Raw genomic sequence first — 19740 nt, forward strand, 5'->3', positions numbered from 1 at the left:
GGGCGGCGGTGCGGCGGGCGCGCGGGGCGGGCTTCTCCGCCTCGTCCCGCTCCACCGTCTTCGCGGCGCGCTTGCGGCGTGGCTTCTCCGTGTCGGCCTCGACGGCGACATCGGTGTCGGCAGCCTTCTCTCTCGAAGTACGGGCTTTACGCATGTCTGTAACGCTTGGGAGGAATGAAGCGCCCGAGGACTCGGACGGGTGGAATGGCGGGGGGGAAACGTCCGCGCGGCCCTCGGAAGCACCTTCCAGGAGGACGGCCCCGCCGGAATCCCAGGAAGGGACTGCGCGGGCGTGAGCCTTGTGGTTGGGAGAAGCGTCGGCGCCGTCGGAATACACCTGCGCCATGAACCGCAAGGGACGTTATTGACCCCCTCCTGGCCTGTCAAGGCATCTTGAGGGCCACGGTTGCGTCGCTTCCAGATGAGCAACACGCGCCCCCCCGGCCCTCATTTCCAGCCGGCCGTGCGGGCCTTCCGGAAGTCCCCTGCCCCGGACCTGGGGACCCGGCGGGTCGGCGCGTGGACATCGCCACTGCCAGCGACAACACCCGGCCCTCCGGGTCCGCGTCCCCTCATGAAGTGGTTCACGCGGAGGCGGCGACCGGACCTTGTCAGTCGGGAACCGTAGAGTGGCCGCATTTCGAGGCACGCGCCGACGCGCCGTGTTTTGGAGTAAGGACCGCGAACCGTGGACGACTTCCAGAAAGCCGCAGCCCGAGCCCGTGAGCTCCACCGTGAGCTGGCGCACCACAACTACCGTTACTACGTCCTCGACTCGCCCGAGGTCAGCGACGCGCAATACGACAAGCTGATGCGCGAGCTGCAGGACCTGGAGGCGAAGCACCCGAGCCTCCAGACGCCGGACTCGCCCACCCAGCGCGTGGGCGGCGCGGCGGCCGAGGAGTTTGGCGAGGTGGTGCACCGGGCGCCCATGCTCTCGCTGGCCAACATCTTCGAGGACCAGGGCCTCATTGAGTTCGACGAGCGCATCCGCAAGCTGGTGGGCCTGCCGAGCATCGCCTACGTCTGCGAGCCCAAGCTGGACGGGCTCGCCATCGCGTTGCGTTACGAAAAGGGCGCGTTCGTCCAGGGCGCCACCCGGGGCGACGGCACCACCGGCGAGGACGTCACCTCGAACCTGCGCACCATCCGCAGCCTGCCCATGTCGCTGTTCCCCCAGGACGGCGTGAGGGTGCCGGACGTGTTGGAGGTCCGCGGTGAGGTCTTCATCCGCAAGAAGGACTTCCAGAAGCTCAACGAGAAGCGCGAGGAGGAAGGCGAGCCGCTCTTCGCCAACCCGCGCAACGCCGCCGCCGGCAGCCTGCGCCAGCTGGACCCGCGGATGACGGCCGCCCGGCCCCTCTCCGTGTTCCTCTATGAATGCGTCCCGGGCGAAGGCATGCCCGCCTTCAAGACGCACATCGAGAAGCTGGAGTACCTGAAGACGCTGGGCCTGCCCATCAACCAGTACCGCCGCGCCGAGGGGCTGGAGGGCGTGCGCCAGGCCTATGACGCCTCCCTCAAGGGCCGCCATGAGCTGCCCTTCGAGGTGGACGGCATGGTGGTGAAGGTGGATGACGAGGACCTGCGCAAGCGCCTGGGCCAGGTCTCCAAGAGCCCCCGCTGGGCGGTGGCGTACAAGTTCCCTCCAGAGGAGGAGTCCACGGAGGTGCTGGACATCGGCATCCAGGTGGGCCGCACGGGCGCGCTGACGCCGGTGGCGCACCTCAAGCCGGTGAAGGTGGGCGGCGTCACGGTGGCGCGCGCCACGCTGCACAACGAGGACGAGCTGCGCCGCAAGGACGTGCGCAAGGGCGACACCGTCTTCGTGCGCCGCGCCGGTGACGTGATTCCGGAAATCGTCTCCGTGGTGCTGTCCAAGCGCCCCGCGGACTCCGCGCCCTTCGAGTTCCCCAAGCACTGCCCCGTCTGCGATGCGGTGGCGACCAAGGACGAGGACGGCGCCATCATCCGCTGCACGGGCGCCTCCTGCCCCGCCCAACTGGTGGAGAAGATCCGCCACTTCGCCAGCCGCCTGGCCATGGACATCGAAGGGCTGGGCGACAAGCTGGCCGCGCAGTTGGTGTCCTCCGGCAGGGTGAAGGCGTTCGCGGACCTCTACGCGCTCACCAAGAAGGACCTGCTGACGCTGGAGCGCATGGGCGACAAGAGCGCGGACAACCTCATCGCGTCGCTGGAGCGCTCCAAGCAGACCACGCAGCGCCGCTTCCTCTATTCCCTGGGCATCCGCCATGTGGGTGACGCCACCGCCAAGGCGCTGGCGGAGGCCTTCCCCCAGTCGGAGATGCTCTTCGGGGCCAGCCTGGAGGACATCTCCCGCGTGAAGGACGTGGGCCCCATCATGGCCCAGGTCATCCACACCTTCTTCCAGGAGCCCCAGAACCAGGAGGCCATCCGCGCGCTGCTGGCGGCGGGGGTCCAGCCCGCGGCGCCCCAGGTCGCCACGGGAGGCCCCTTCGTGGGCAAGTCGGTGGTGCTCACCGGCGCGATGACGGGTATGACGCGGGAGCAGGCCAAGGAAGAGGTCGAGCGCCGGGGCGGCAAGGTCGCCGGAAGTGTCTCGCGCAAGACCGATTTCGTCGTGGCCGGTGAGGATGCGGGCAGCAAGCTGAAGAAGGCCCAGGAACTCGGGGTAAGAATCCTGGACGAGCAGGCGTTCCTGCAGATGCTGCAGACGAACGCCTAGAGGATGGGGCGGTCCATGAGTGGCACGCGGCGAGCCTCGCTGCGCATCGAAGGCAAGGTGCAGGGCGTCTTCTTCCGGGAGAGCGCCCGCGTTGAAGCTACGCGCCTGGGCCTGACGGGCTGGGTGCGCAACCGGCCGGACGGGGCCGTGGAGGCCGTCGTGGAAGGGGAGCCCGCCGTGCTCGAGGAATTCATCCGCTGGTGTCATCGCGGTCCGACGCAGGCCCGGGTTTCGGGCGTTCAGCGCACGGACAGCGAGGCCACTGGCGAGTTCAGTCAATTCAACGTGGAGCGCACGTCATGACGCCCTACGCGCTGGCCTCCCTCCCGGCCATGCTGGGTATCCGGGCCGGGTCCAAGGTCTCCGTCATCAACCCGCCGCGGGGCTTCGTGCAGAAGCTCAACCCGCTGCCGGATGGGGTGGAGTTCCTCATCACCGCGGTGACGGGCCTGGATGTCATCCTCTTCTTCACCGAGGACCCGCAGGAACTGGTGCAACGGCTGCCGGCCCTGGCCCGCGCCATGACCCTCACGGGCGGCATCTGGGTGTGCTGGCCGGGGGGCGAGGGTGCCCGCCGGGACCTCTCCGAGGACTTCGTCCGCCACGCGGCCCTGGACATCGGTCTGGTGGACAACAAAATCTGCATCATCGACGCCACCTGGACAGGCCTCCGGCTGGTGAGGCGGCCCCGAGGGCGACCGGACAAGCCCGGGGAGCGCAAGCGAGCCACCGCCCAGGCCTGATGCCCTGCCGGGTAGCCACCCGGCATCTGCCGGACAGTGGATGGAAGCCGTTTCTCGGCTTTACACACCTGGGGGGCCGTGAAAAACTCCCCGTGTTTCTGGACGGTTGTGTGACGCCCCGCGTTGTCGGGGGTCGACGTCTGGTAGGGATTTTGACGGGTTGCGTTCCCGGCTCCTCCGGGCGCGTCAGCTGCACCGAGGCTCCAGTCGCCCCCCCAAGGTGGCCCACGATGGGCATCGACCGGGTGTGGATAGAAGAGCGGGCGGCACGCGCGTCGTGGGGAAGCTCGAACGCGTTGTGAAGACAAGGCCTCGCCCGGCACGGTGCCGGTCGCAATGCGGGGCGCCAATGAACTCGGAGGAGCAGGCGGTGGTCCCCTCGGTCCTCGACAACGAGCCCCCAGCCGCACCCGGCATGCCCGGGCCGGCGTCGCTCGCTGTAGGCCCGCCGGAGGCCGCCTCTCCCTTCGCAGCGCGCTCGGAGGCGCGGCGTCTCGCCGCCGCCCGTCCGGTGAGGTCCGCCCTACCGCGCGCGCCAGCAGGATTCATCCATGAGCAGCATCCTGGTCATCAACGCCGCGGGTCGAGAGACGCGCGTCGCGCTCGTCGAGGGCGGACACATCGCGGAGTTCTACCTCGAGCGTAAGAAGGACAAGGGCGTCGTCGGGAACATCTACAAGGGCCGCGTCGTCCGGGTGCTCCCGGGCATGCAGGCCGCATTCGTGGACATTGGCCTGGAGAAGGCCGCGTTCCTCTATGTCAGTGACGTCGTCTACGACCCTGACTTCGCGCGCGCGCAGTTCGAGCTGACCGAAGGCGAGCATGAGGATGCGCCGGACGTCCCGGACGAGTCCGAGGCCGAGGCCGCGGAGGCCGCCGCCCGGCACGCGCCCCCCCGTCACGTGGAGCCGGAGGACGCCCATTTCGAGCCAGTCGCGGCGCCCACCGAGTCCCTGCCGCGCGACACCGCCCTGGAGCTGGCCGCCAACGCTCCGACGGAGACGCCGCCGGACGCGGAGACGCCGGTGGCGCCCGTGGAGGAAGCGCCGGCCGCCGGGTCGGAGGGGGGGGTGGCCGCCGAGGCGGCCGTTCAGCCCGTCACGCCCGAGCAGATTGTCGCGGTCGAGCCGTCCACGGCAGCGCCCGTGGAGGCCACGCCTGCTCTGGCGGGTGGCGAGACCGAGGCCGCGCCCTCCTCCGAGCCTCAGGTGGCCGAGGCCGCCGTGGAGCCCGCCGCGAAGGTGGAGTCGCCCGAGGCGGCGCTGGCCGTTGCCGCGGCGCCCGAGCCCGACGCGGCCGAGGTGGCGACGACGACCGCTGAATCGGCCGAGGGCGAGGCCACCAGTCTTTCCGTCGAGCCCCCTCCCCGCGCGGCCGCCGCGCTGGGCGACCTCATCCCCTCGCCCTCCGAGGAGGGCGCGCAGGCTGCGAAGCCGTCCGAGGTCTCCGGCGAGCGCCGCACGCCGCGCGAGGCTCGTGAGGCGCGTGAGCCCCGGAGCCGGGAGAAGGAGCGCGGCGACAAGGACAAGGGCCGCCGGCCGCAGGAGGAGAAGCGCCGGAGCGACAAGCACGAGGACAAGGAGAAGGCCAAGCCGCGCCGCACCGACAAGATTGAGGATCTGCTGAAGGTGGGCCAGGAAGTCGTCGTCCAGATTTCCAAGGACCCCATCGGCACCAAGGGCGCGCGGCTCACCTCGCACATCTCCATCCCCGGCCGGCACCTGGTGTTCATGCCCACGGTGGACCACGTGGGCATCAGCCGCCGCATCTCCAATGAGAAGGAGCGCCGGCGTCTGCGTGAAATCGTGGACCGCCTGCGCCCGCCCGGGACGGGCTTCATCGTCCGCACCGTCGCGGAGAACGTGCCGCAGGAGAAGCTCGAGAGCGACATCCGGTTCCTCATCGAGGTGTGGAACCAGGTGGTGCGCAAGAACGAGAAGCGGGGCGGCCCAGGTCTGCTGCACCCCGACCTGGACCTCATCCTGCGCGCCACGCGCGACCTCTTCGCGCACGACGTGGAGAAGCTCGTCGTCGATGACCGCGAGGAGTACGAGCGCATCCTCGGCTTCGTCACCGCGCAGGACCCGGCGCTGCGAGACAGGGTGGCCCTGCACGAGGGCGACGACACCGTCTTCGACGCGTACGGCATCGAGCAGGAGCTCCAGCGCGCCACCCAGCGCAAGGTGTGGCTGAAGAGCGGCGGCTACCTCATCATCGACCAGGCCGAGGCGCTCACCGCCATCGACGTCAACTCGGGCCGCTACGTCGGCAAGAAGAGCCTCGAGGAGACCATCACCAAGATCAACGTCGAGGCGGCCAAGGAGATTGTCTACCAGCTCCGGCTGCGCAACATCGGCGGCATCATCATCTGCGACTTCATCGACATGGAGAAGGCGCAGAACCGCGACAAGGTCTTCAAGGCGCTGCAGGAAGCGCTGGGCCGCGACAAGGCCAAGACGAACGTGCTGCGCATCTCCGAGCTGGGCCTCGTGGAGATGACGCGCAAGCGCGTGCGCGAGTCCATTGGCCGCATGCTCCACGAGGACTGCCCGTACTGCGACGGCAACGGCTTCGTGAAGACGGCCACCACCGTGGCCTACGAAATCTTCCGGGAGATTCGCCGCGAAGCGCCGGGCTACAAGGACTCCACGCTGGTCATCAACTGCAACGCGGAAGTGGCGCGCCTGCTCCAGGGCGAGGAGCGCAACGAGCTGCGGCACCTGATGGACCGGTACAACAAGTCCATCCAGGTCAAGGCGCAGCAGAACTACCACCGCGAGCAGTACGACATCTACGGACGCTCGGCCTCGGGACCGGAGCACAAGGTGGCCTCGTCGCCTGGCTCGGGTGATGGCGAGCTGGCCATGCAGCAGCGCAAGCCCGACAGCAATGGCGGAGGCTACGGCCGCCAGGAGCAGGGCCGGCGCGGCGGTGGCGGCGGCGGTGGTGGCAGGGACCGCGGTGGTGAGCGGGGCAACGAACGCCCCGAGCGCGGTGAGCGGGGCGGAGACCGCCGCGAGGGCCGCCGCGACGGCCGGAGTGGCGGAGACCGTCCTCGGGGAGACCGGGGTGGCGAGCGGGGCGACCGTTCCGAGCGTGGAGGGGAGCGCGGCGAACGGGGCGAACGCACCGAGCGCGGCGGTGAACGGAATGAGCGTGGTGAACGCTCCGAGCGCGGCGGTGAGCGGAGTGAGCGTGGTGAACGCTCCGAGCGCGGCGAGCGTCCCGAGCGCGGCGACCGGCGTGGCGACCGCGGCGAGCGTGGAGAGCGCGGCGGTTCGCAGAACACGTCTGGTGGAGGCGAGAACGCAGGCGGCTCGACGCCGCCTCCAGCCTCAAGTGGCGGGTCGGAGCCTTCGGGCGGAACGACCTGAGTTCTTTCCGCCGGCCAGCCGCCGGTGCCCTGCCCTGCCGGTGGTTTCAAGGCCGGGGCGGGGAGCCGGCGGCGCTGGCGTGGCGGAAGTCGCTGGCCAGTGCACACGAAACCCCGGTCCGTGTCGGCATGTGTACGCTGGCAAGCCACCTCAAGCCGGGGTGGGCTGGCACTGGCGGCCGCGGATTGGCTAGCGTGAGCGCCCATGCCCCAAGGCGGTTCCCGCCTCGCGGGCCGGCCATGTCACACGGATGATGTCCTCGCGCTCCGAGCACGTATCGCCCCGCCTGGGGCCACGTTCCCTCCGCCTCCGTCAGGCCCGCGCATGGCGCGGCCGGGCCTCTTGAGGGAATCGGTGAAGCTGACGCCCCTGCCGTGGCTCCGTCGCCTCCGAGAGCGGGCCACCCGGCTCTGGGCGCCCCTGCAGCACACACCCGTGGGGCTGTTCGCGACGGACACCTTCCTGGCCGCGAAGACGGTGGCCCAGGGCTTTCGCGGGGAGAATCTCCGGCTTCGGGCCGCCGCGCTGACCTACGTCAGCATGTTCTCCCTGGTGCCCCTCCTGACGGTAGCGCTCGTGCTGCTGACCGCCTTCCACCAGGACGAGTTCAAGGAGAAGCTGCGCTTCGTCGTCAGCGAGGTGCTCAACCCCGGGGTGCGCGGCAAGTCCTCCCAGTTCCTCGACCGGTTCCTGAACCCCACGCACACCGTCGCCATTGGCAGCGTGGGCTTCCTGGCGGTGCTCCTGTCCGCCGGCTCTCTGTTGCGGCAGCTCGACGGCGCCGTCAACGAGCTGTGGGGCATCCGGCGGCAGCGGCCGTGGCGCATCCGGCTGCTCATCTACTCGGGCCTCCTTCTCGTGGGCCCCTTCTTCCTCGCGCTGTCCTTCTCCGGGACGGGCAAGGTCCGCGTCTTCCTGCAGAGCCACGCGCCCTACGCCAGCGCCTTCATCCTGCTGGGAACCACGCTCGTCACCGTGGCCAGCCTCACCCTGCTCTACTACTGGACGCCCTACGCGCATGTCCGCGTCCGGTCCGCGCTCGCCGGAGGACTGGTGGCCGGCCTGGGGTGGACGTTCGCCAAGCAGGTGTACGCCGCGTTCGCGGAGCGCAGCTTCCAGTACAACCCACTCTACGGCTCGCTCGGCGCGCTCCCCTTGTTCCTGGCGTGGGTCTACGTGAGCTGGCTGTTGGTGCTCTTTGGCGCCCGGCTCTCCTATGCGGTGGAACACACCGCCTTCCGGCACTCCCTCTTCGCTTTTGGAAGCCACCCGCGCGCGCACGAGTTGGTCGCCGCCCGTGTCGCCCAGGAGGCCACCCTGGCCTGGGTGGACGGGCTGCCGCCTCCCTCGCCGCGCGAGTTGGCGACGCGGCTGCGCGTCCCCGAGTCGCTGGTCCACGAGGTCGTCGACCGCATGGTGGCCGCCGGGCTGCTGGAGCGCCTCCGCAAAGGGGGCCTGCGTCCCGCGAAGGACCCGGCTGCCCTCACGCTGGCGGACACCACGCTCGCCGTGCACGGTGTGATGCTCACCGGCGGCGCGGAGGGATGGAACGGGCCACGGGCGCCCGGATTCGAACAGATGGAGCCCATCTTCCAGGCAGCTGACTGCGCCGGTGTCGACCTGCTACGTCGCACCCGATGGCTCGACCTGGTGGTACCGCTCCGCCCAGGACTTGCCGAGCCTGCTCCCGCCCCACCCCCCAGGGTGGCCGCAGGGGGAAATCCGTAGAGGTTCTGGGTGGTTGGAAGCTCACCCTGCTTGCACGAAGGATGCGTTCTGTTATGTTTTCAGGATTCGACCACGGGCCAGAGCGCCCTGTTTCCAAGGGGTCACCGGGTTTGCGGGAGCGTCCGATGCTCAAGTCCGATCTGATCAACATCCTCGTGGCCAAGAGGGGCGTGACGCAGAAGCAGGCTGAGGCCACCATCGAGACGATTTTCGAGTCGATGAAGGATGCCCTCTGCCGCGGCGAGAACATCGAGATTCGCGGGCTCGGTGCCTTTCACGTGAAGAACTACCAGGGCTACCAGGGCCGCAACCCGAAGACGGGACAGGTCATCCCGGTGAAGCCCAAGCGTGGCCTGCTCTTCCGCACGGGCAAGGAGCTGCGCGACCGCGTGAACCGTCCGGCGCCCCAGCAGGCCCAGACGGAGCTGCCCCCGCTTCCCGAAAGCAAGGGGCCGGGCAACACGGGCACGGGGCTCTAAGCCCACCTCCGTCAGCGCCCCACCGCCACCGGCGACAGCCGGCCGATGGGGCGAATCTGCAGAGCCCCATCCAGTTCGCCATAGGTGAGCACCGCAACGTCCGGGAACGCGCCCTCGCACAGTCTGCGCAGAGGCCGCCGGACATCCGGAGCGGTGAGCAGCACGGCCCGTCCCTCGGTGGCCACCTGCCGCACGCCTTCGAGGATTTCCGCCACCCGCTCCGGGTCGGGCGCCAGCCCTCGCGGGCCCATGCCGCGCAGCACCTCTTCCACCTCCGGGTCCACGAGGTACGCATACAGCGGCCCGGTGGGCGCGAACTTGTGGCTGAGGTACCGCCGCAGCGCCTGCCGACAGCGCTCCGCGAGCGCGACGGCATCCCCCTCCGTCGTCGGCGACACCAGCGCCTCCAGGATGGCCCGCAAGTCCCGGATGCTGACGCCCTCTTGGAGCAGCTTGCGAAGCACGTCCGTGAGCAGCGGCAGCGGCACCTTCTGCAGCGCCTCCTTCACGAGCACGGGCGCCTGCGCCTCCAGTCCCTCCAGCAGTCCCTGGACGTCCTGCAGCCCCAGCAGGTCCGCGGCGCGGACACGCAGGATGGCGCGCACGTGGTCCGAGACCAGTTCTCCCGGACGCCGCAGCGGCACTTGCGCCGTCTCCAGCAGGACCCGAGCCGACTCTGGAATGCGGCTGATGACCTTCCCGCTCGAGGGCTCCGTCGCGGCCTCCGCGCTCACCTGGAGGAACGCCAGTTCGTCCGGAGGCGCCAGCGCGTAGAGCGCCCCTGGCAGCACCTGCCCTCCACCCGCCGGGACTTCGTCCACCAGGACGCGGTACTCGCCCGGGCCCAGGTAGGCGGCCTGCGTGCGCACCCGGATGCCGGGCACCCGAACCCCCAGTTCGAAGAACAGCTCGTCCCGCACGCCGTTCAACGTCTTGTGGACGAAGGCGGCGCCCTCCGCTTCGGCCAGCACCGTCAGGTCAGGCGCCAGGTCCAACGTGAGCGGGGAGACCCCCACGGGTGACGCGGCACTCTCCGGTGGGGCTCCAGCCGCGCCAGGCGCCACGCCCTCCGCGGGCGCGCTTGCTTTCTCTTCGACCTTCGCCCCCCCCGCGCGGCTCAGCACATGGCCAAGGCCGCCCAGGCCTCCCGCCAGCAGAAGGAACGTCACGTGCGGCATTCCCGGCATGAGGGCCAACGCGACGCACAGGCCCGCCACCACCCAGAGCGTCCGCGCCTCTCCGAAGAACTGGGCCCCAATCTCCGCCCCCAGCGTGTCCTCTTCCTTCTCCGAGGCGACGCGCGTGACGACGAGGCCCGCGGCCACGGCGATGCATAGCGAGGGAACCTGGGACACCAGCCCGTCACCAATGGCGATGAGCGCGAATGTCGACGCCGCCTCGGCCAGGGGCATGCCTCCCTGCAGCACACCGATGACGGTCCCTCCGAGCAGGTTCACGGCGACGATGACCAGGCCCGCAATCACGTCCCCCTTCACGAACTTCATCGCGCCGTCCATGGCGCCGAACATCTGTGACTCGCGCTCCAGGTCACGCCGCCGACGCCGGGCTTGCGCCTGGTCGATGGCGCCCGCGCGCAGGTCCGCGTCGATGGACATCTGCTTGCCGGGCATCGCGTCCAGCGTGAACCGCGCGGACACCTCCGCCACCCGCTCCGCGCCCTTGGTGACGACCAGCAACTGCACCAACGTGAGGATGGCGAACACCACCGCGCCCACGACGTAGTCGCCCCGGACGACGAACTCACCGAAGGCCTGGATGACGTCTCCCGCATGCCCCTCCGCGAGCGCGAGCCGCGTGGAGGACACGTTGAGCGCCAACCGGAACAGCGTGGTGAACAGCAACAGCGTGGGGAACGACGTCACCTTCAAGGCGTCCCGGGCACGCAGCGCGGCCACCAGCAGGGCCACCGACGCCGCCAGATTGACGGCGAGCCCCGCGTCCAGGAGCCACGCAGGCAAGGGGATGATGAGCGCGCCCAGGATCGCGGCCATGGCGATCGCCAACACCACGTCCGAGGAGTTTCGGGCCTTCAGCAATACCTTCATGAGGGGGTTCATGACGTCTGTCTCCGTGGATGGCCGTCCAACTCCCGCGCATCCATCGCCGTGCGCAGGACGACCGCCGCCGCCTGGTACAGCTCCTCTGGGATGGGCTCGCCCACGTCGTAGTGGATGAGGCTGCGTGCCAGCGGGATGTCCCGCACCACCGGAATGCCAAGCCGGCGTGCCTGCTCCCGCATGGCGAGCGCATCCCCTTCCCGGGCCTTGGCCACGAGATAGGGCGCCTCACATTCGTCGACGTCGTAGCGGAGCGCGACCGCGATGTGCGTGGGGTTGACGACCACGGCGGTCGCCTTCTGCACCCCGCGTGCCGCACCGCCCTGCGACAACTGGCGATGCAGGGCCTTCCGCTGCCCCTTGTGCCGGGGGTCGCCCTCACTCTCCTTGTACTCGCGCTTCATCTCCTCGCGAGTCATCATCAAATCCTTGATGTGGCGCCGCCAGGCCAGCGCGTAGTCCCCCACGCCCAGCACCACCAGCAAACAGGCCAGGCGGCTCGCGAGCCCGGACACGTGCGCGACCACCAGGCGCAAGCCCTCCGTCCCCCCCAGCCACGCGGTCTTCATCGCATCCGGCGCGGCCTCCTCCGCATCGCGCCAGACGAGCGCCCCCACCACGCAGACAATCAGCAGCGTCTTCGCCAGCTCCACCCAGGGGCGCCAGCTGAAGAGCCGCTGCATGCCCGCCACCAGACTGATGCGCTCCAGCTTCGGCTCGACATGCAGGAGCTCGGCTTCCAGGCCCACCGTGGCCACGGACACGAGCAGCGCCGCGGCGAACGCGCCCCCCAGCACCGGGCCACAAAAACGCGCGGCAATCCAGAGCCCTTCCTGCCACGCCCCAAGGTCCTGCTGCCCCAGGAAGAGGTGCTCCGTCCATGCCTGGAGCCTCGCCAGGCCCACTGGCGCGGCCTCCGTGAGCCCGAACAAACCACCCGCCGTCACCGCGCTGGCGTTCAGCAAGCGGCTGCGGGGAATCTGTCCTTTGCGCCGTGCTTCACGAAGGCGCTTCGCGCTGGGCTTCTCTGTCTTCTCCCCACTCACCGCGCCACCTCCCCCAGCAACGCCAGCGCGCCTTCCACGGACAACACGCCCGCCAACAGCCGCTCACACAACACGCCCGTCCCCAACCACAACAAGGCGCCCCCACCCAGAATCTTCAGCGGCGTCCCCACCTCCTGAAGATTCACCTGGGGTGCCGCTCGCGAGGCCAGCCCCAGGAAACAGTCCACGGTCAGCACCGCCGCGGCGATCGGCGCCCCCACCGCCAGCCCCGTGGCCATGGCCGCCCCCGCCAGCATGACGACATGCAGCGTGGCCGCCTCGGTTGGAACGAAGGCGCCGAGCTTCACGACGCCGAATCCACGCAGCACGCTGGAGATGACGAGCGGCCACATGCCACCGGAGACCACCAGCGCCACCAACAGATGGTAGAGCCCCTCCCCCGCCGCGGACTCACGGCTCCCCGCCAGGGGCAGACTCGCCTCGGCGGAGGTTCCACGAAGCAGGTCGATGAAGCGGCCCCCCATGCGCGCGGCATCGAAGGGGAGTGCCGCGACCAACCCCACGGACGTCCCGAAGAGCAGCTCGCGAATCACCAATCCGCCCAGGACCACCGCGGACGTGACAGGCGCCTCCAACACCACGCCCGCCTCCACCCGGAGGAAGAGCGACAGGGACAGCACCAATGCCAGGCGGACCATCGTCGGCGTGGCCTGTCCTCCCAGTAGCGGACACAGGAACGTCATGGGCAGCAGCCGCGCGGCACACAGCGCCACCACGGTGATGTCCGGCCCCAGTGACTCGAGCCAGGCGCGGAGCGGATCCAGATTCATGCCGCGACCTCGGAGATGAGCATCAGGAGCTGGTGGGTGAAGCGCGTGAGCTGCCCGGCAATCCAGGGCCCGGCGAGGACCAGCGCCAGGACGGCCGCGCACAGCTTGGGCACCACCGACAACGTGGACTCCTGAAGCTGGGTGGTGGCCTGGAAGAGGCTCGACAAGAACCCCACCACCAGGCTCGCGCCAATGGGCGGCAGCGACGCCATCACCATCAACAGCAGGGCCTCACGTCCCAGGGTGAGGAAGACGTCCTGGGTCATGGCGTCACCGGTAGCCGAGGATGAGGCCCCGCGCGAGCAGCGACCAGCCATCCACGGCGACGAAGAGGAGAATCTTGAAGGGCAGACTCACCTGGCTGGGTGACAGCGTCTGCATCCCCAGCGCGAGCAGCACGTTGGCAATCACCATGTCCAGCACGAGGAACGGGAGGAAGACGAGGAAGCCAATCTGGAAGGCCTCCTTCAGCTCGGTGATGACGAAGGCAGGAATGACGACGAAGAGGTCCGTCTCCCGCACCGCGTCCATCTCCTCCACCGGACGTAGCTCGCGCGCCAGGTCCACGAAGCGCGCGCGCTCCTCAGCGCTCCCGTGCTTGACCAGGAAGGCGCGCAGCGGCTCCGACACGCGGCTCGCGGCGGAGAGCATCCCCGCGCCGGAGCCCGACGCCACCTCCGCGTAGGCCACCTGCCCCGCGTCGTACATGCGCTCCATCACCGGGGCCATGATGTGCCCGGTGAGCACCGCCGCCAGGCCCGTGAGCACGATGGTAGGCGGCGCCTGCTGCGTGCCCATGGCCGAGCGGGCCAGCGACAACACGACGGCAATCTTCGAAAAGCTCGTCAGCATCAGCACCGCGAACGGCAGCAGTGACATCACCGCGAGCAGGCCCATCATCGACAGAGGGCTGCCCGCGTATGACATCCGCGACAGTGAGCTCTCCGCCGCGGAGGCCGCGGCGGGAACCAGCAGGAGCGCTCCCAGCAAGGCGTGGCTCATGGCCCCTCCCGCCGGCCCCGAATCGTACGGGACCTGGGCATGGGCCGCCGGGCCTGCGCCAGGACATGGCCGAACTCCGGCGCTGGCGCTGGCGTCTCGCGAATCTCCGCGAACGCATCACCGAAGGCCACCAGGTAGCTGCGCCCATCCACCTCCACGAGCGCAACACCGCACCGTTGCGACAGTCCGGCTCGCGATACGATATTCAGCCGTGGCGCCGTGGCTTCGCCCCTGACGACCGCGCCGCGCCGGTGCAACCACCATCCCAGCGCGGCCAGCGCCACGACGCCCAGCAGCCACCGCGCGGCCACCGTGGTGGACACCCCAGCCACCGGGCCCATCACCGCCAACCCCAGCACCAGTGCCCCCGCCAACAGCAGGCGCGAGCGCGGCGAATGAACGAAACGCTGTGCATTCATGACGGGACTCACGGCAGCAGCGCCAGGACGCGGGCGCCAACCTCGCCCTCGATTTCCACCAACTCGGCGCGGGCCACCGCGCGGTCTCCCACGCGCAGCACCACCGGCTCACTGGCGTTGATGTGCAGGGGAAGCAGCGCGCCCGGCTTGAGCGCCGCGAGCTCCGAGAGGGGAATCATCACCCGCGTCAGCTCGATTTCCACATCCACGGGCAGCGGAGGCATGCCCTCCTCCTGCTTGTTCACGGCCACCATGTCCGACTCCTGGGGAACCCCGCGCCCCTGCGCGCGGGTCAGTGAAAAGCCCTCGGCGAGGAAGTCTCCCGAGAGCGCGAAACCGCGCGTCACCAGCCGCCCCTGCCCGAAGAGCTGGCCGGCCTGCTTGCGCACACCTTCGAAGACGACGACGTCCCCCACCACGAGCGCGTCCAGCGCGTTCGCGGGCAGCGGCGTCTGGCCTACGAGGCACCGGGCTTCGAGCGAGGCGGCCAGCACCTCTGGCGCGATGCCCGGCGCACGCTCCACCGGAAGCGCTTGGAACACCGTCTGGACCACCTGTGACGGCAGCAACAACCGCGCGCCCGCGCGCGACTCGCCCACGGTCACCATCAACTCAATGCCAACCAAGGGTTCGCGAGGGTCCAAGCGCGCCACCACGTCCGACCTGGACATCGTCACGCCCGCGAGCCGTGGACCGAACCACGGGTATGCCCCGCCCGCCGCCCTCACCGCGGAGAGCGCGACCAGCAGGACATAGGCCAACGTCGCCTCTTCCAACCGGGCCAACTCCGTCACCACACCGGGCCGCTGCCCCGCGCCAGCGATGCGCTCCAGCCCCATGAAGGCGAGCGCGGGCTCCAGCTCCAGCACCGCCGTGCCCCCCACCGCCGACAGCTCCAGCAGCGCGAAAATCGCGGGCTCGCCCAGTCCAACCGAAGGCGAGACGACGGACTCCAGAAAGCGGGCCTCCGCATGCACGGGACAGCCGAGCTCCCGAGTCAGGGCCGCCATCACCGCGTCCAACGCCTCCCTCCCGAGGCCCCCGGCCTGGGGCCGTTCCGCGAGCACCAGGTGCGCCCGGGTCAGCCGGCGCGCCCCCAAGCGGCGCAGGGGGCGGACCTTCCGGGTGGCGGCGTGTTCGATACGGGTATTCATCAGTGGCTCCGCTGCTGCATCGAGACGCACTCCTCCCGTGCAGGGCCCCCGCCAGGGACCAGGCTCGTGGAGTCGCGGGGTTGGAAAAGCGGGGCATCCGCGCTCGGGACGCCGGGTACGCGGGCCGGGACGGCGCCGCATCCCGACTCAGCGCGTGGCCTCGCGAATCAAGCGGTCGGCCAGTGCCCCCAGCGCGGGAGGTGCCTCTGTCGCCTGAGGTGCCAGACTCGCATCCGGAAACAAGGTCCGGTGGTACGGAGGCAGACGCCGGAAGATCTCCCGGCGAAGCATGGGAGGCGCGTCGCTCATGAGGCGCCGCAGCCGAGCAGCGGCATCAGCTCGCTCCCCGAACTCCACCGCCACCTTCGCCTGTCGCTGCGCGGAGGGCAGCGCGGACAGACGCTGGAGGTGCTCCCGCGCGCGCACCGCCGAGTCGTCTCCCAGTTCGCCCAGCAGGGTGCCCGCCCGCTCCCGCCCCAGCACCCACGCGACGAGCGCGAGGCGTTCGATTGGAATCGGCAAGGGGCCCACCAGACGGGGCACCTCCTCGGTCGGTGCAGCGGCCCGGACGGACGCGGAGCTCCGGTCTGGCCGAGGCTTGCGCCCTACGCGTGTCGCATCCATGCGTTCGCGCTCCATGGACGACTCACGCCACCTTGCGCGCCGGTCCCGGTGACAACACGGGCCGCGCGGGTCCAGACGGCGCGGACGGAGTCGGTGTCCGGTCGCGGTAGTGCCGCATCCGGAGCGTCACCAGCACCAGCGCCACCGACAGCCCCGTCACCATCAGGCCCAACACGGCCAAGAGGGCACGCAGTCGGGTCAGCGGAGACACGCCCACCTCCGTCGGCGCCTCCACTCGGGTGGAGACCTCGTCCACCAACAACGAGACGGCTTCCGGCGACAAGCCCTCCACCCCCCCCGCGAGGAGGACCTTCAACGTCTCGGAGGATTGCCGCACCCGCGCCGCGTTGCCCGGCGCCACCCGAAGCATGGCCGATGCCTTCGATGGACCCGGTGCCTGTCCCACTCTCGGCGGCGCGGGCACCACCAGGTGGACGCGCGCGAGCAGCACCCCTTCCACGGATTGGAGCGTCTTCTCCAGGCTCCGCTCCATCACCCGCACTCGGCAGACGCTCTCCTCCACCGGCGTGCGCACCAGCCCGCCACCGCCGAAGACGTCACAGCCCACTTCCTCCTTCGGCCGCGGCAGCCCCAGCTCCGACAGGATGCGGACCGCGTCCGAGGCGTGCTCATCCGCCACCTCGATGGACCACGTGGGCTTCTTGCCCGCCTCGGGGACCTTGCGCGCGTCGAGCCCGCGCTCGACGAGCACGGATTGAAGCTCGTTGGCCTGCCGCTCATCCAGACCATGCTGGATGCGCTCGCGGCAGGCGGTGACGCTCACGAGCAGCACGAGGAAGAAAGCGCGACGAAAAAACAAACGCATCGGGTGCTCCTCAAACCTGGGTCTGGAGGACCTGCTTGACGCCGCTGGTCGCCTTCTCGACGACCTTGCCGGCGAGGTCGAGCTCCTGGCTCGCCCGGTAGACATGGGCCTGCAACGCGAGCAACTCCGCGGGCGTGAAGCTGCGGCCGGACTGCGCCAGCTGAAGGATGTGGTCCAGCCGCTTTTGCGCCTGCCCCACCCGGTCCAGCACCTGCGCCGCCTGCTGCGCTCTCGCCGCCTGCACCGAGTCCACCCGAGCGCCCGGCTTCACGTCCGCGCAGCCCGGCGCGGCGGGCCCCACCCCTTCGGCTCGGGAGACACCCCGCGGCGCCGCCGTGGGCGCGGGCTTCGGCGGCCCCTCCGTGGCCACCGGAACCCCAGTGCCCTTCGCGGGCCCCTTCACCTCGTCCAACACCTTGCTGAATCGCTCCCGGTTGGGCTCCACCGCGGGCGACGCGCCCGCTCCCCCCACCGGCCCCAACGTGTCCATGGCCATGGCTGGTGTCGCTCCTCAGCGGATGTTGTTGATGGCCGCCTTCGCGGAGTCGTGGCGGACCTTCATGATGTTGGAGACAGCGGCGTGCTCGCGGCTCTCCTTCTGCATCTCGTTCTGGAGCTGCAGGTAGGCCATGTTGAACTTCTGGCCCTCCGCGGCGAGCACCTTCTGCGCCTCCAACAGGTCCCACGCCTCCTGGTTGCCCGCCGCGGCCCCCGCGCTCCCGGTATCCGCCGTCGCGGGCATCCCCGCCCCCGACGTCTTCGGTGCCACCGCCGACACCACCGTCTTCGCGCTGGAGACGGCCGCGCTGACGATGGGCCCCCCCGGAATCATGCCGCCCACCAGGCCCGCTCCCGAGCGCACCACCTCGTTCGCCGCGCGCGCCAGCACCGTGCCGAAGTCGTTCTGCGGCGTCTGACGCGGAACCGTATGGGTGATGGTCAGTGTGGGAATCCGACTGTCATTGGACACGGGCAGCCTCCTGCGGAGAGTTGCCCGGCCCTGTTTCAGCCGCCGTGCCAGGGATAACCCCCGGCAATCCCAGGCGTTGAGGCACCACGGCGGGTCCGGAAGCGCTCCGCGAACCGGGAGGAGCGTCCGGGAGGCTGGACGGCGGCCCTGGCTGGAAACTTGCGTCCGCTCCGGAGTGCCTCAGAGTTGTTGCACCCTGTCGTGTGGAAAAGAGGAGAGACCCGGTGCGGACGACCGATGGCGGCCCCCAGATTGCCGAGCGCTTTCACCCGCGCGTCGACGCCAACCTCCCCGTGAAGGTGCTCCTCAAGGGACGCTCGGTGATGGTTCGCGCTCGGGACGTGTCCATGGCGGGCCTGTTCCTGATGGCCCACCCGGCCGACACCGCGCGGGAGCTCACCATCTCGGTGCCGCTGCCCGGCGACCGGGAAATCGTCACCACCTGCCAGATTCGCCGCCGCGAAGTGGACGGTGTGGCGCTGGAGTTCGGCGAGCTGGACTGGGACGACCTCATCGCCCTGGCGCGCTACCTCCACCCGCGCCTGCCCTGAAGCCTGCCTGACTCAGGGCAGCTCCGGCTTCGGCCCCGCTTCGCGCAGCCGCTCCACCAACGCCATCAGTTCGGCGCCCCGGAAGGGCTTGTGAATGTAGCCATCCGCCCCCGCCTGGGTGGCGCTCTCCATGTCGGAGCGCTTCGCCTTCGCGGTGAGCATGTAGAGCGGCACCCCCGCGGTGGCCGGGTCCCCCTTGAGGATGCGGCACACGGAGATACCGTCCAGTTGCGGCAACACCACGTCCATCAGGATGAGGTGGAACGTCTGGCTCTTGGCCAGCTTCAGGCCCTCCAGCCCCGTGGCGGCGCACACCACGTCCACGGTGCCGTCGCTCAGCATGGAGCGCACCAGCTCCCGGATGACCGGCTCATCCTCGACGAGAAGGATGTGGAAGGGTGCCTGGGAATTGCCAGCCATGGTTCTCCGGACGCAACACGATGCCAATGCCACCCGCCGCGCGCGGTATAGCCCTCCGGGGCGTGGCCGCACCAGGGAGGATGCAACGGATTGTGCAATGGCACCCGTCTCCCCCATACGTAAGTCGGACACACACTGGATGCCTTGCTTTTCGATTAGGAGGGCTGACAGGCGGGCGTAGCCAGGGTGGCCACGCCCCGTCCAACACGGCTAGGAACCGGGCGCTATGATGCCCCTGGAATGGCCGCGAAACCAGAATGCCCCGAGTGCCGGGCGACAGTCGGTGGAAACGACTTCCAGTGCACACTGTGCGGGCTGCTCCTGGACCCGCGGCAGGCCAGCGGGGAGTACGTCATCACCGAGCCCACCATCGTCCGGGCGCTGCTGTCCCCGCCGCAGCGCACGCGCACCATGGAGCTGCCAAGGCCCCCGCCCCAGCGCCCCACGCCGCATGACCTGGCCACCGCGCGCTTCACGGTGCCCATGGACGCGCACACCGTGCCGCACCTGCGCGCTGGGTTGGATATCGCGCTCCAGCCGCTCCACCCCTTCGAGGCGCACATTGCTTCGTTCATCGACGGGGACCATGCCGTGCCGGACCTGGCCCGGGCGGCACGGCTACCTGAAATCGAGGTGAAGGTCGTCCTCAAGGCCCTGCTGGAGCGCGGCGTCGTGGAGCTGCACCGCCTGCCCGGCGCGCCCGCCATGCGCACGATGACGGACGAGCTGCCCATCCTGGACGGGCATGACTTCCTCGTGCCCGAGCCCATGGCACTCGGGGACGAGGAGCCGCCCGCGCGCCCGGCGCCCGCGATGAGAGCCCCCCAC

General features: G+C 69.9%; 19 protein-coding genes and 1 pseudogene. 8 read left to right on the forward strand and 12 right to left on the reverse strand.

What is annotated here, in order from left to right; genetic code table 11:
- Positions 1 to 688 precede the first annotated feature (688 nt).
- The 6 genes from ligA to HNV26_RS32130 all read left to right on the forward strand — a co-directional run bounded on the left by ligA (position 689) and on the right by HNV26_RS32130 (position 9031).
- Positions 689 to 2707, forward strand: a complete 2019-nt coding sequence (gene ligA / locus HNV26_RS32105) for an NAD-dependent DNA ligase LigA (RefSeq protein ID WP_171441402.1) — start codon at positions 689 to 691, stop codon at positions 2705 to 2707.
- Positions 2708 to 2710: 3 nt separating this feature from the next.
- Positions 2711 to 3010, forward strand: a complete 300-nt coding sequence (locus HNV26_RS32110; RefSeq protein ID WP_090490217.1) for an acylphosphatase — start codon at positions 2711 to 2713, stop codon at positions 3008 to 3010.
- On the forward strand, positions 3007 to 3450 hold the full coding sequence (locus tag HNV26_RS32115; RefSeq protein ID WP_171441401.1) for a DUF3052 family protein: 444 nt from the start codon (positions 3007 to 3009) through the stop codon (positions 3448 to 3450). Before HNV26_RS32110 ends, HNV26_RS32115 begins: the two co-directional genes overlap by 4 nt.
- 551 nt (positions 3451 to 4001) lie before the next feature.
- Positions 4002 to 6824, forward strand: a complete 2823-nt coding sequence (locus HNV26_RS32120; protein WP_171441400.1) for an Rne/Rng family ribonuclease — start codon at positions 4002 to 4004, stop codon at positions 6822 to 6824.
- 354 nt (positions 6825 to 7178) lie between these two features.
- A complete protein-coding gene (locus HNV26_RS32125; protein ID WP_436410070.1) occupies positions 7179 to 8552 on the forward strand; it encodes a YhjD/YihY/BrkB family envelope integrity protein in 1374 nt (457 codons plus the stop codon).
- Positions 8553 to 8677: 125 nt separating this feature from the next.
- Positions 8678 to 9031, forward strand: coding sequence for an HU family DNA-binding protein (locus HNV26_RS32130; RefSeq protein WP_011555596.1), 354 nt, complete (start codon positions 8678 to 8680; stop codon positions 9029 to 9031).
- A gap of 11 nt (positions 9032 to 9042) precedes the next feature.
- Here the strand turns inward: HNV26_RS32130 and HNV26_RS32135 are convergent, their stop codons facing one another.
- The 11 genes from HNV26_RS32135 to HNV26_RS32185 all read right to left on the reverse strand — a co-directional run bounded on the left by HNV26_RS32135 (position 9043) and on the right by HNV26_RS32185 (position 17941).
- The gene (locus tag HNV26_RS32135) at positions 9043 to 11109 is read right to left on the reverse strand and encodes a flagellar biosynthesis protein FlhA (RefSeq protein WP_171441399.1); all 2067 of its coding nucleotides are present in this window, start codon (positions 11107 to 11109) and stop codon (positions 9043 to 9045) included.
- Positions 11106 to 12155, reverse strand: a complete 1050-nt coding sequence (locus tag HNV26_RS32140; RefSeq protein WP_171441398.1) for an EscU/YscU/HrcU family type III secretion system export apparatus switch protein — start codon at positions 12153 to 12155, stop codon at positions 11106 to 11108. The genes HNV26_RS32135 and HNV26_RS32140 overlap by 4 nt, the downstream gene beginning before the upstream one ends.
- Entirely contained in the window at positions 12152 to 12946 is a 795-nt protein-coding gene (locus HNV26_RS32145; RefSeq protein ID WP_171441397.1) for an EscT/YscT/HrcT family type III secretion system export apparatus protein, read from the reverse strand. The genes HNV26_RS32140 and HNV26_RS32145 overlap by 4 nt, the downstream gene beginning before the upstream one ends.
- Positions 12943 to 13212: a flagellar biosynthetic protein FliQ gene (locus tag HNV26_RS32150; protein ID WP_011555600.1), complete on the reverse strand. Its 270-nt coding sequence runs from the start codon at positions 13210 to 13212 to the stop codon at positions 12943 to 12945. Before HNV26_RS32150 ends, HNV26_RS32145 begins: the two co-directional genes overlap by 4 nt.
- A 4-nt stretch (positions 13213 to 13216) precedes the next feature.
- On the reverse strand, positions 13217 to 13948 hold the full coding sequence (sctR, locus tag HNV26_RS32155) for a type III secretion system export apparatus subunit SctR (protein WP_171441396.1): 732 nt from the start codon (positions 13946 to 13948) through the stop codon (positions 13217 to 13219).
- Positions 13945 to 14367, reverse strand: coding sequence for a flagellar biosynthetic protein FliO (locus tag HNV26_RS32160; protein WP_216612923.1), 423 nt, complete (start codon positions 14365 to 14367; stop codon positions 13945 to 13947). Before HNV26_RS32160 ends, sctR begins: the two co-directional genes overlap by 4 nt.
- 8 nt (positions 14368 to 14375) lie before the next feature.
- Positions 14376 to 15521 carry a type III secretion system cytoplasmic ring protein SctQ gene (gene sctQ / locus HNV26_RS32165; protein WP_253817257.1) on the reverse strand — a complete coding sequence of 382 codons (1146 nt, stop codon included), beginning with the start codon at positions 15519 to 15521 and terminating at the stop codon, positions 14376 to 14378.
- A 147-nt stretch (positions 15522 to 15668) separates the two neighbouring features.
- Complete coding sequence (locus HNV26_RS32170; protein ID WP_253817258.1) at positions 15669 to 16145, reverse strand: hypothetical protein; 477 nt, start codon at positions 16143 to 16145, stop codon at positions 15669 to 15671.
- A gap of 22 nt (positions 16146 to 16167) precedes the next feature.
- Positions 16168 to 16971, reverse strand: coding sequence for a flagellar M-ring protein FliF (locus HNV26_RS32175; RefSeq protein WP_171441392.1), 804 nt, complete (start codon positions 16969 to 16971; stop codon positions 16168 to 16170).
- Between the two features lie 10 nt (positions 16972 to 16981).
- Positions 16982 to 17467 carry an EscF/YscF/HrpA family type III secretion system needle major subunit gene (locus HNV26_RS32180; RefSeq protein ID WP_171441391.1) on the reverse strand — a complete coding sequence of 162 codons (486 nt, stop codon included), beginning with the start codon at positions 17465 to 17467 and terminating at the stop codon, positions 16982 to 16984.
- Between the two features lie 15 nt (positions 17468 to 17482).
- Entirely contained in the window at positions 17483 to 17941 is a 459-nt protein-coding gene (locus HNV26_RS32185) for a hypothetical protein (RefSeq protein WP_171441390.1), read from the reverse strand.
- Between the two features lie 224 nt (positions 17942 to 18165).
- Between HNV26_RS32185 and HNV26_RS32190 the strand changes: the two genes are divergently transcribed.
- On the forward strand, positions 18166 to 18492 hold the full coding sequence (locus HNV26_RS32190) for a PilZ domain-containing protein (RefSeq protein WP_171441389.1): 327 nt from the start codon (positions 18166 to 18168) through the stop codon (positions 18490 to 18492).
- Positions 18493 to 18504: 12 nt separating this feature from the next.
- On the opposite strand, the gene HNV26_RS32195 is transcribed toward HNV26_RS32190, so the two are convergent.
- Positions 18505 to 18912 (reverse strand): response regulator, encoded by a 408-nt coding sequence (locus HNV26_RS32195; protein WP_140794679.1) that lies wholly within the window; start codon positions 18910 to 18912, stop codon positions 18505 to 18507.
- Between the two features lie 240 nt (positions 18913 to 19152).
- Between HNV26_RS32195 and HNV26_RS32200 the strand changes: the two are divergent.
- Positions 19153 to 19740: pseudogene (locus HNV26_RS32200) on the forward strand (tetratricopeptide repeat protein); the annotation flags it as partial.

The organism is Myxococcus xanthus (assembly GCF_013116825.1).
In the GTDB taxonomy this organism is placed as follows: domain Bacteria; phylum Myxococcota; class Myxococcia; order Myxococcales; family Myxococcaceae; genus Myxococcus; species Myxococcus xanthus_B.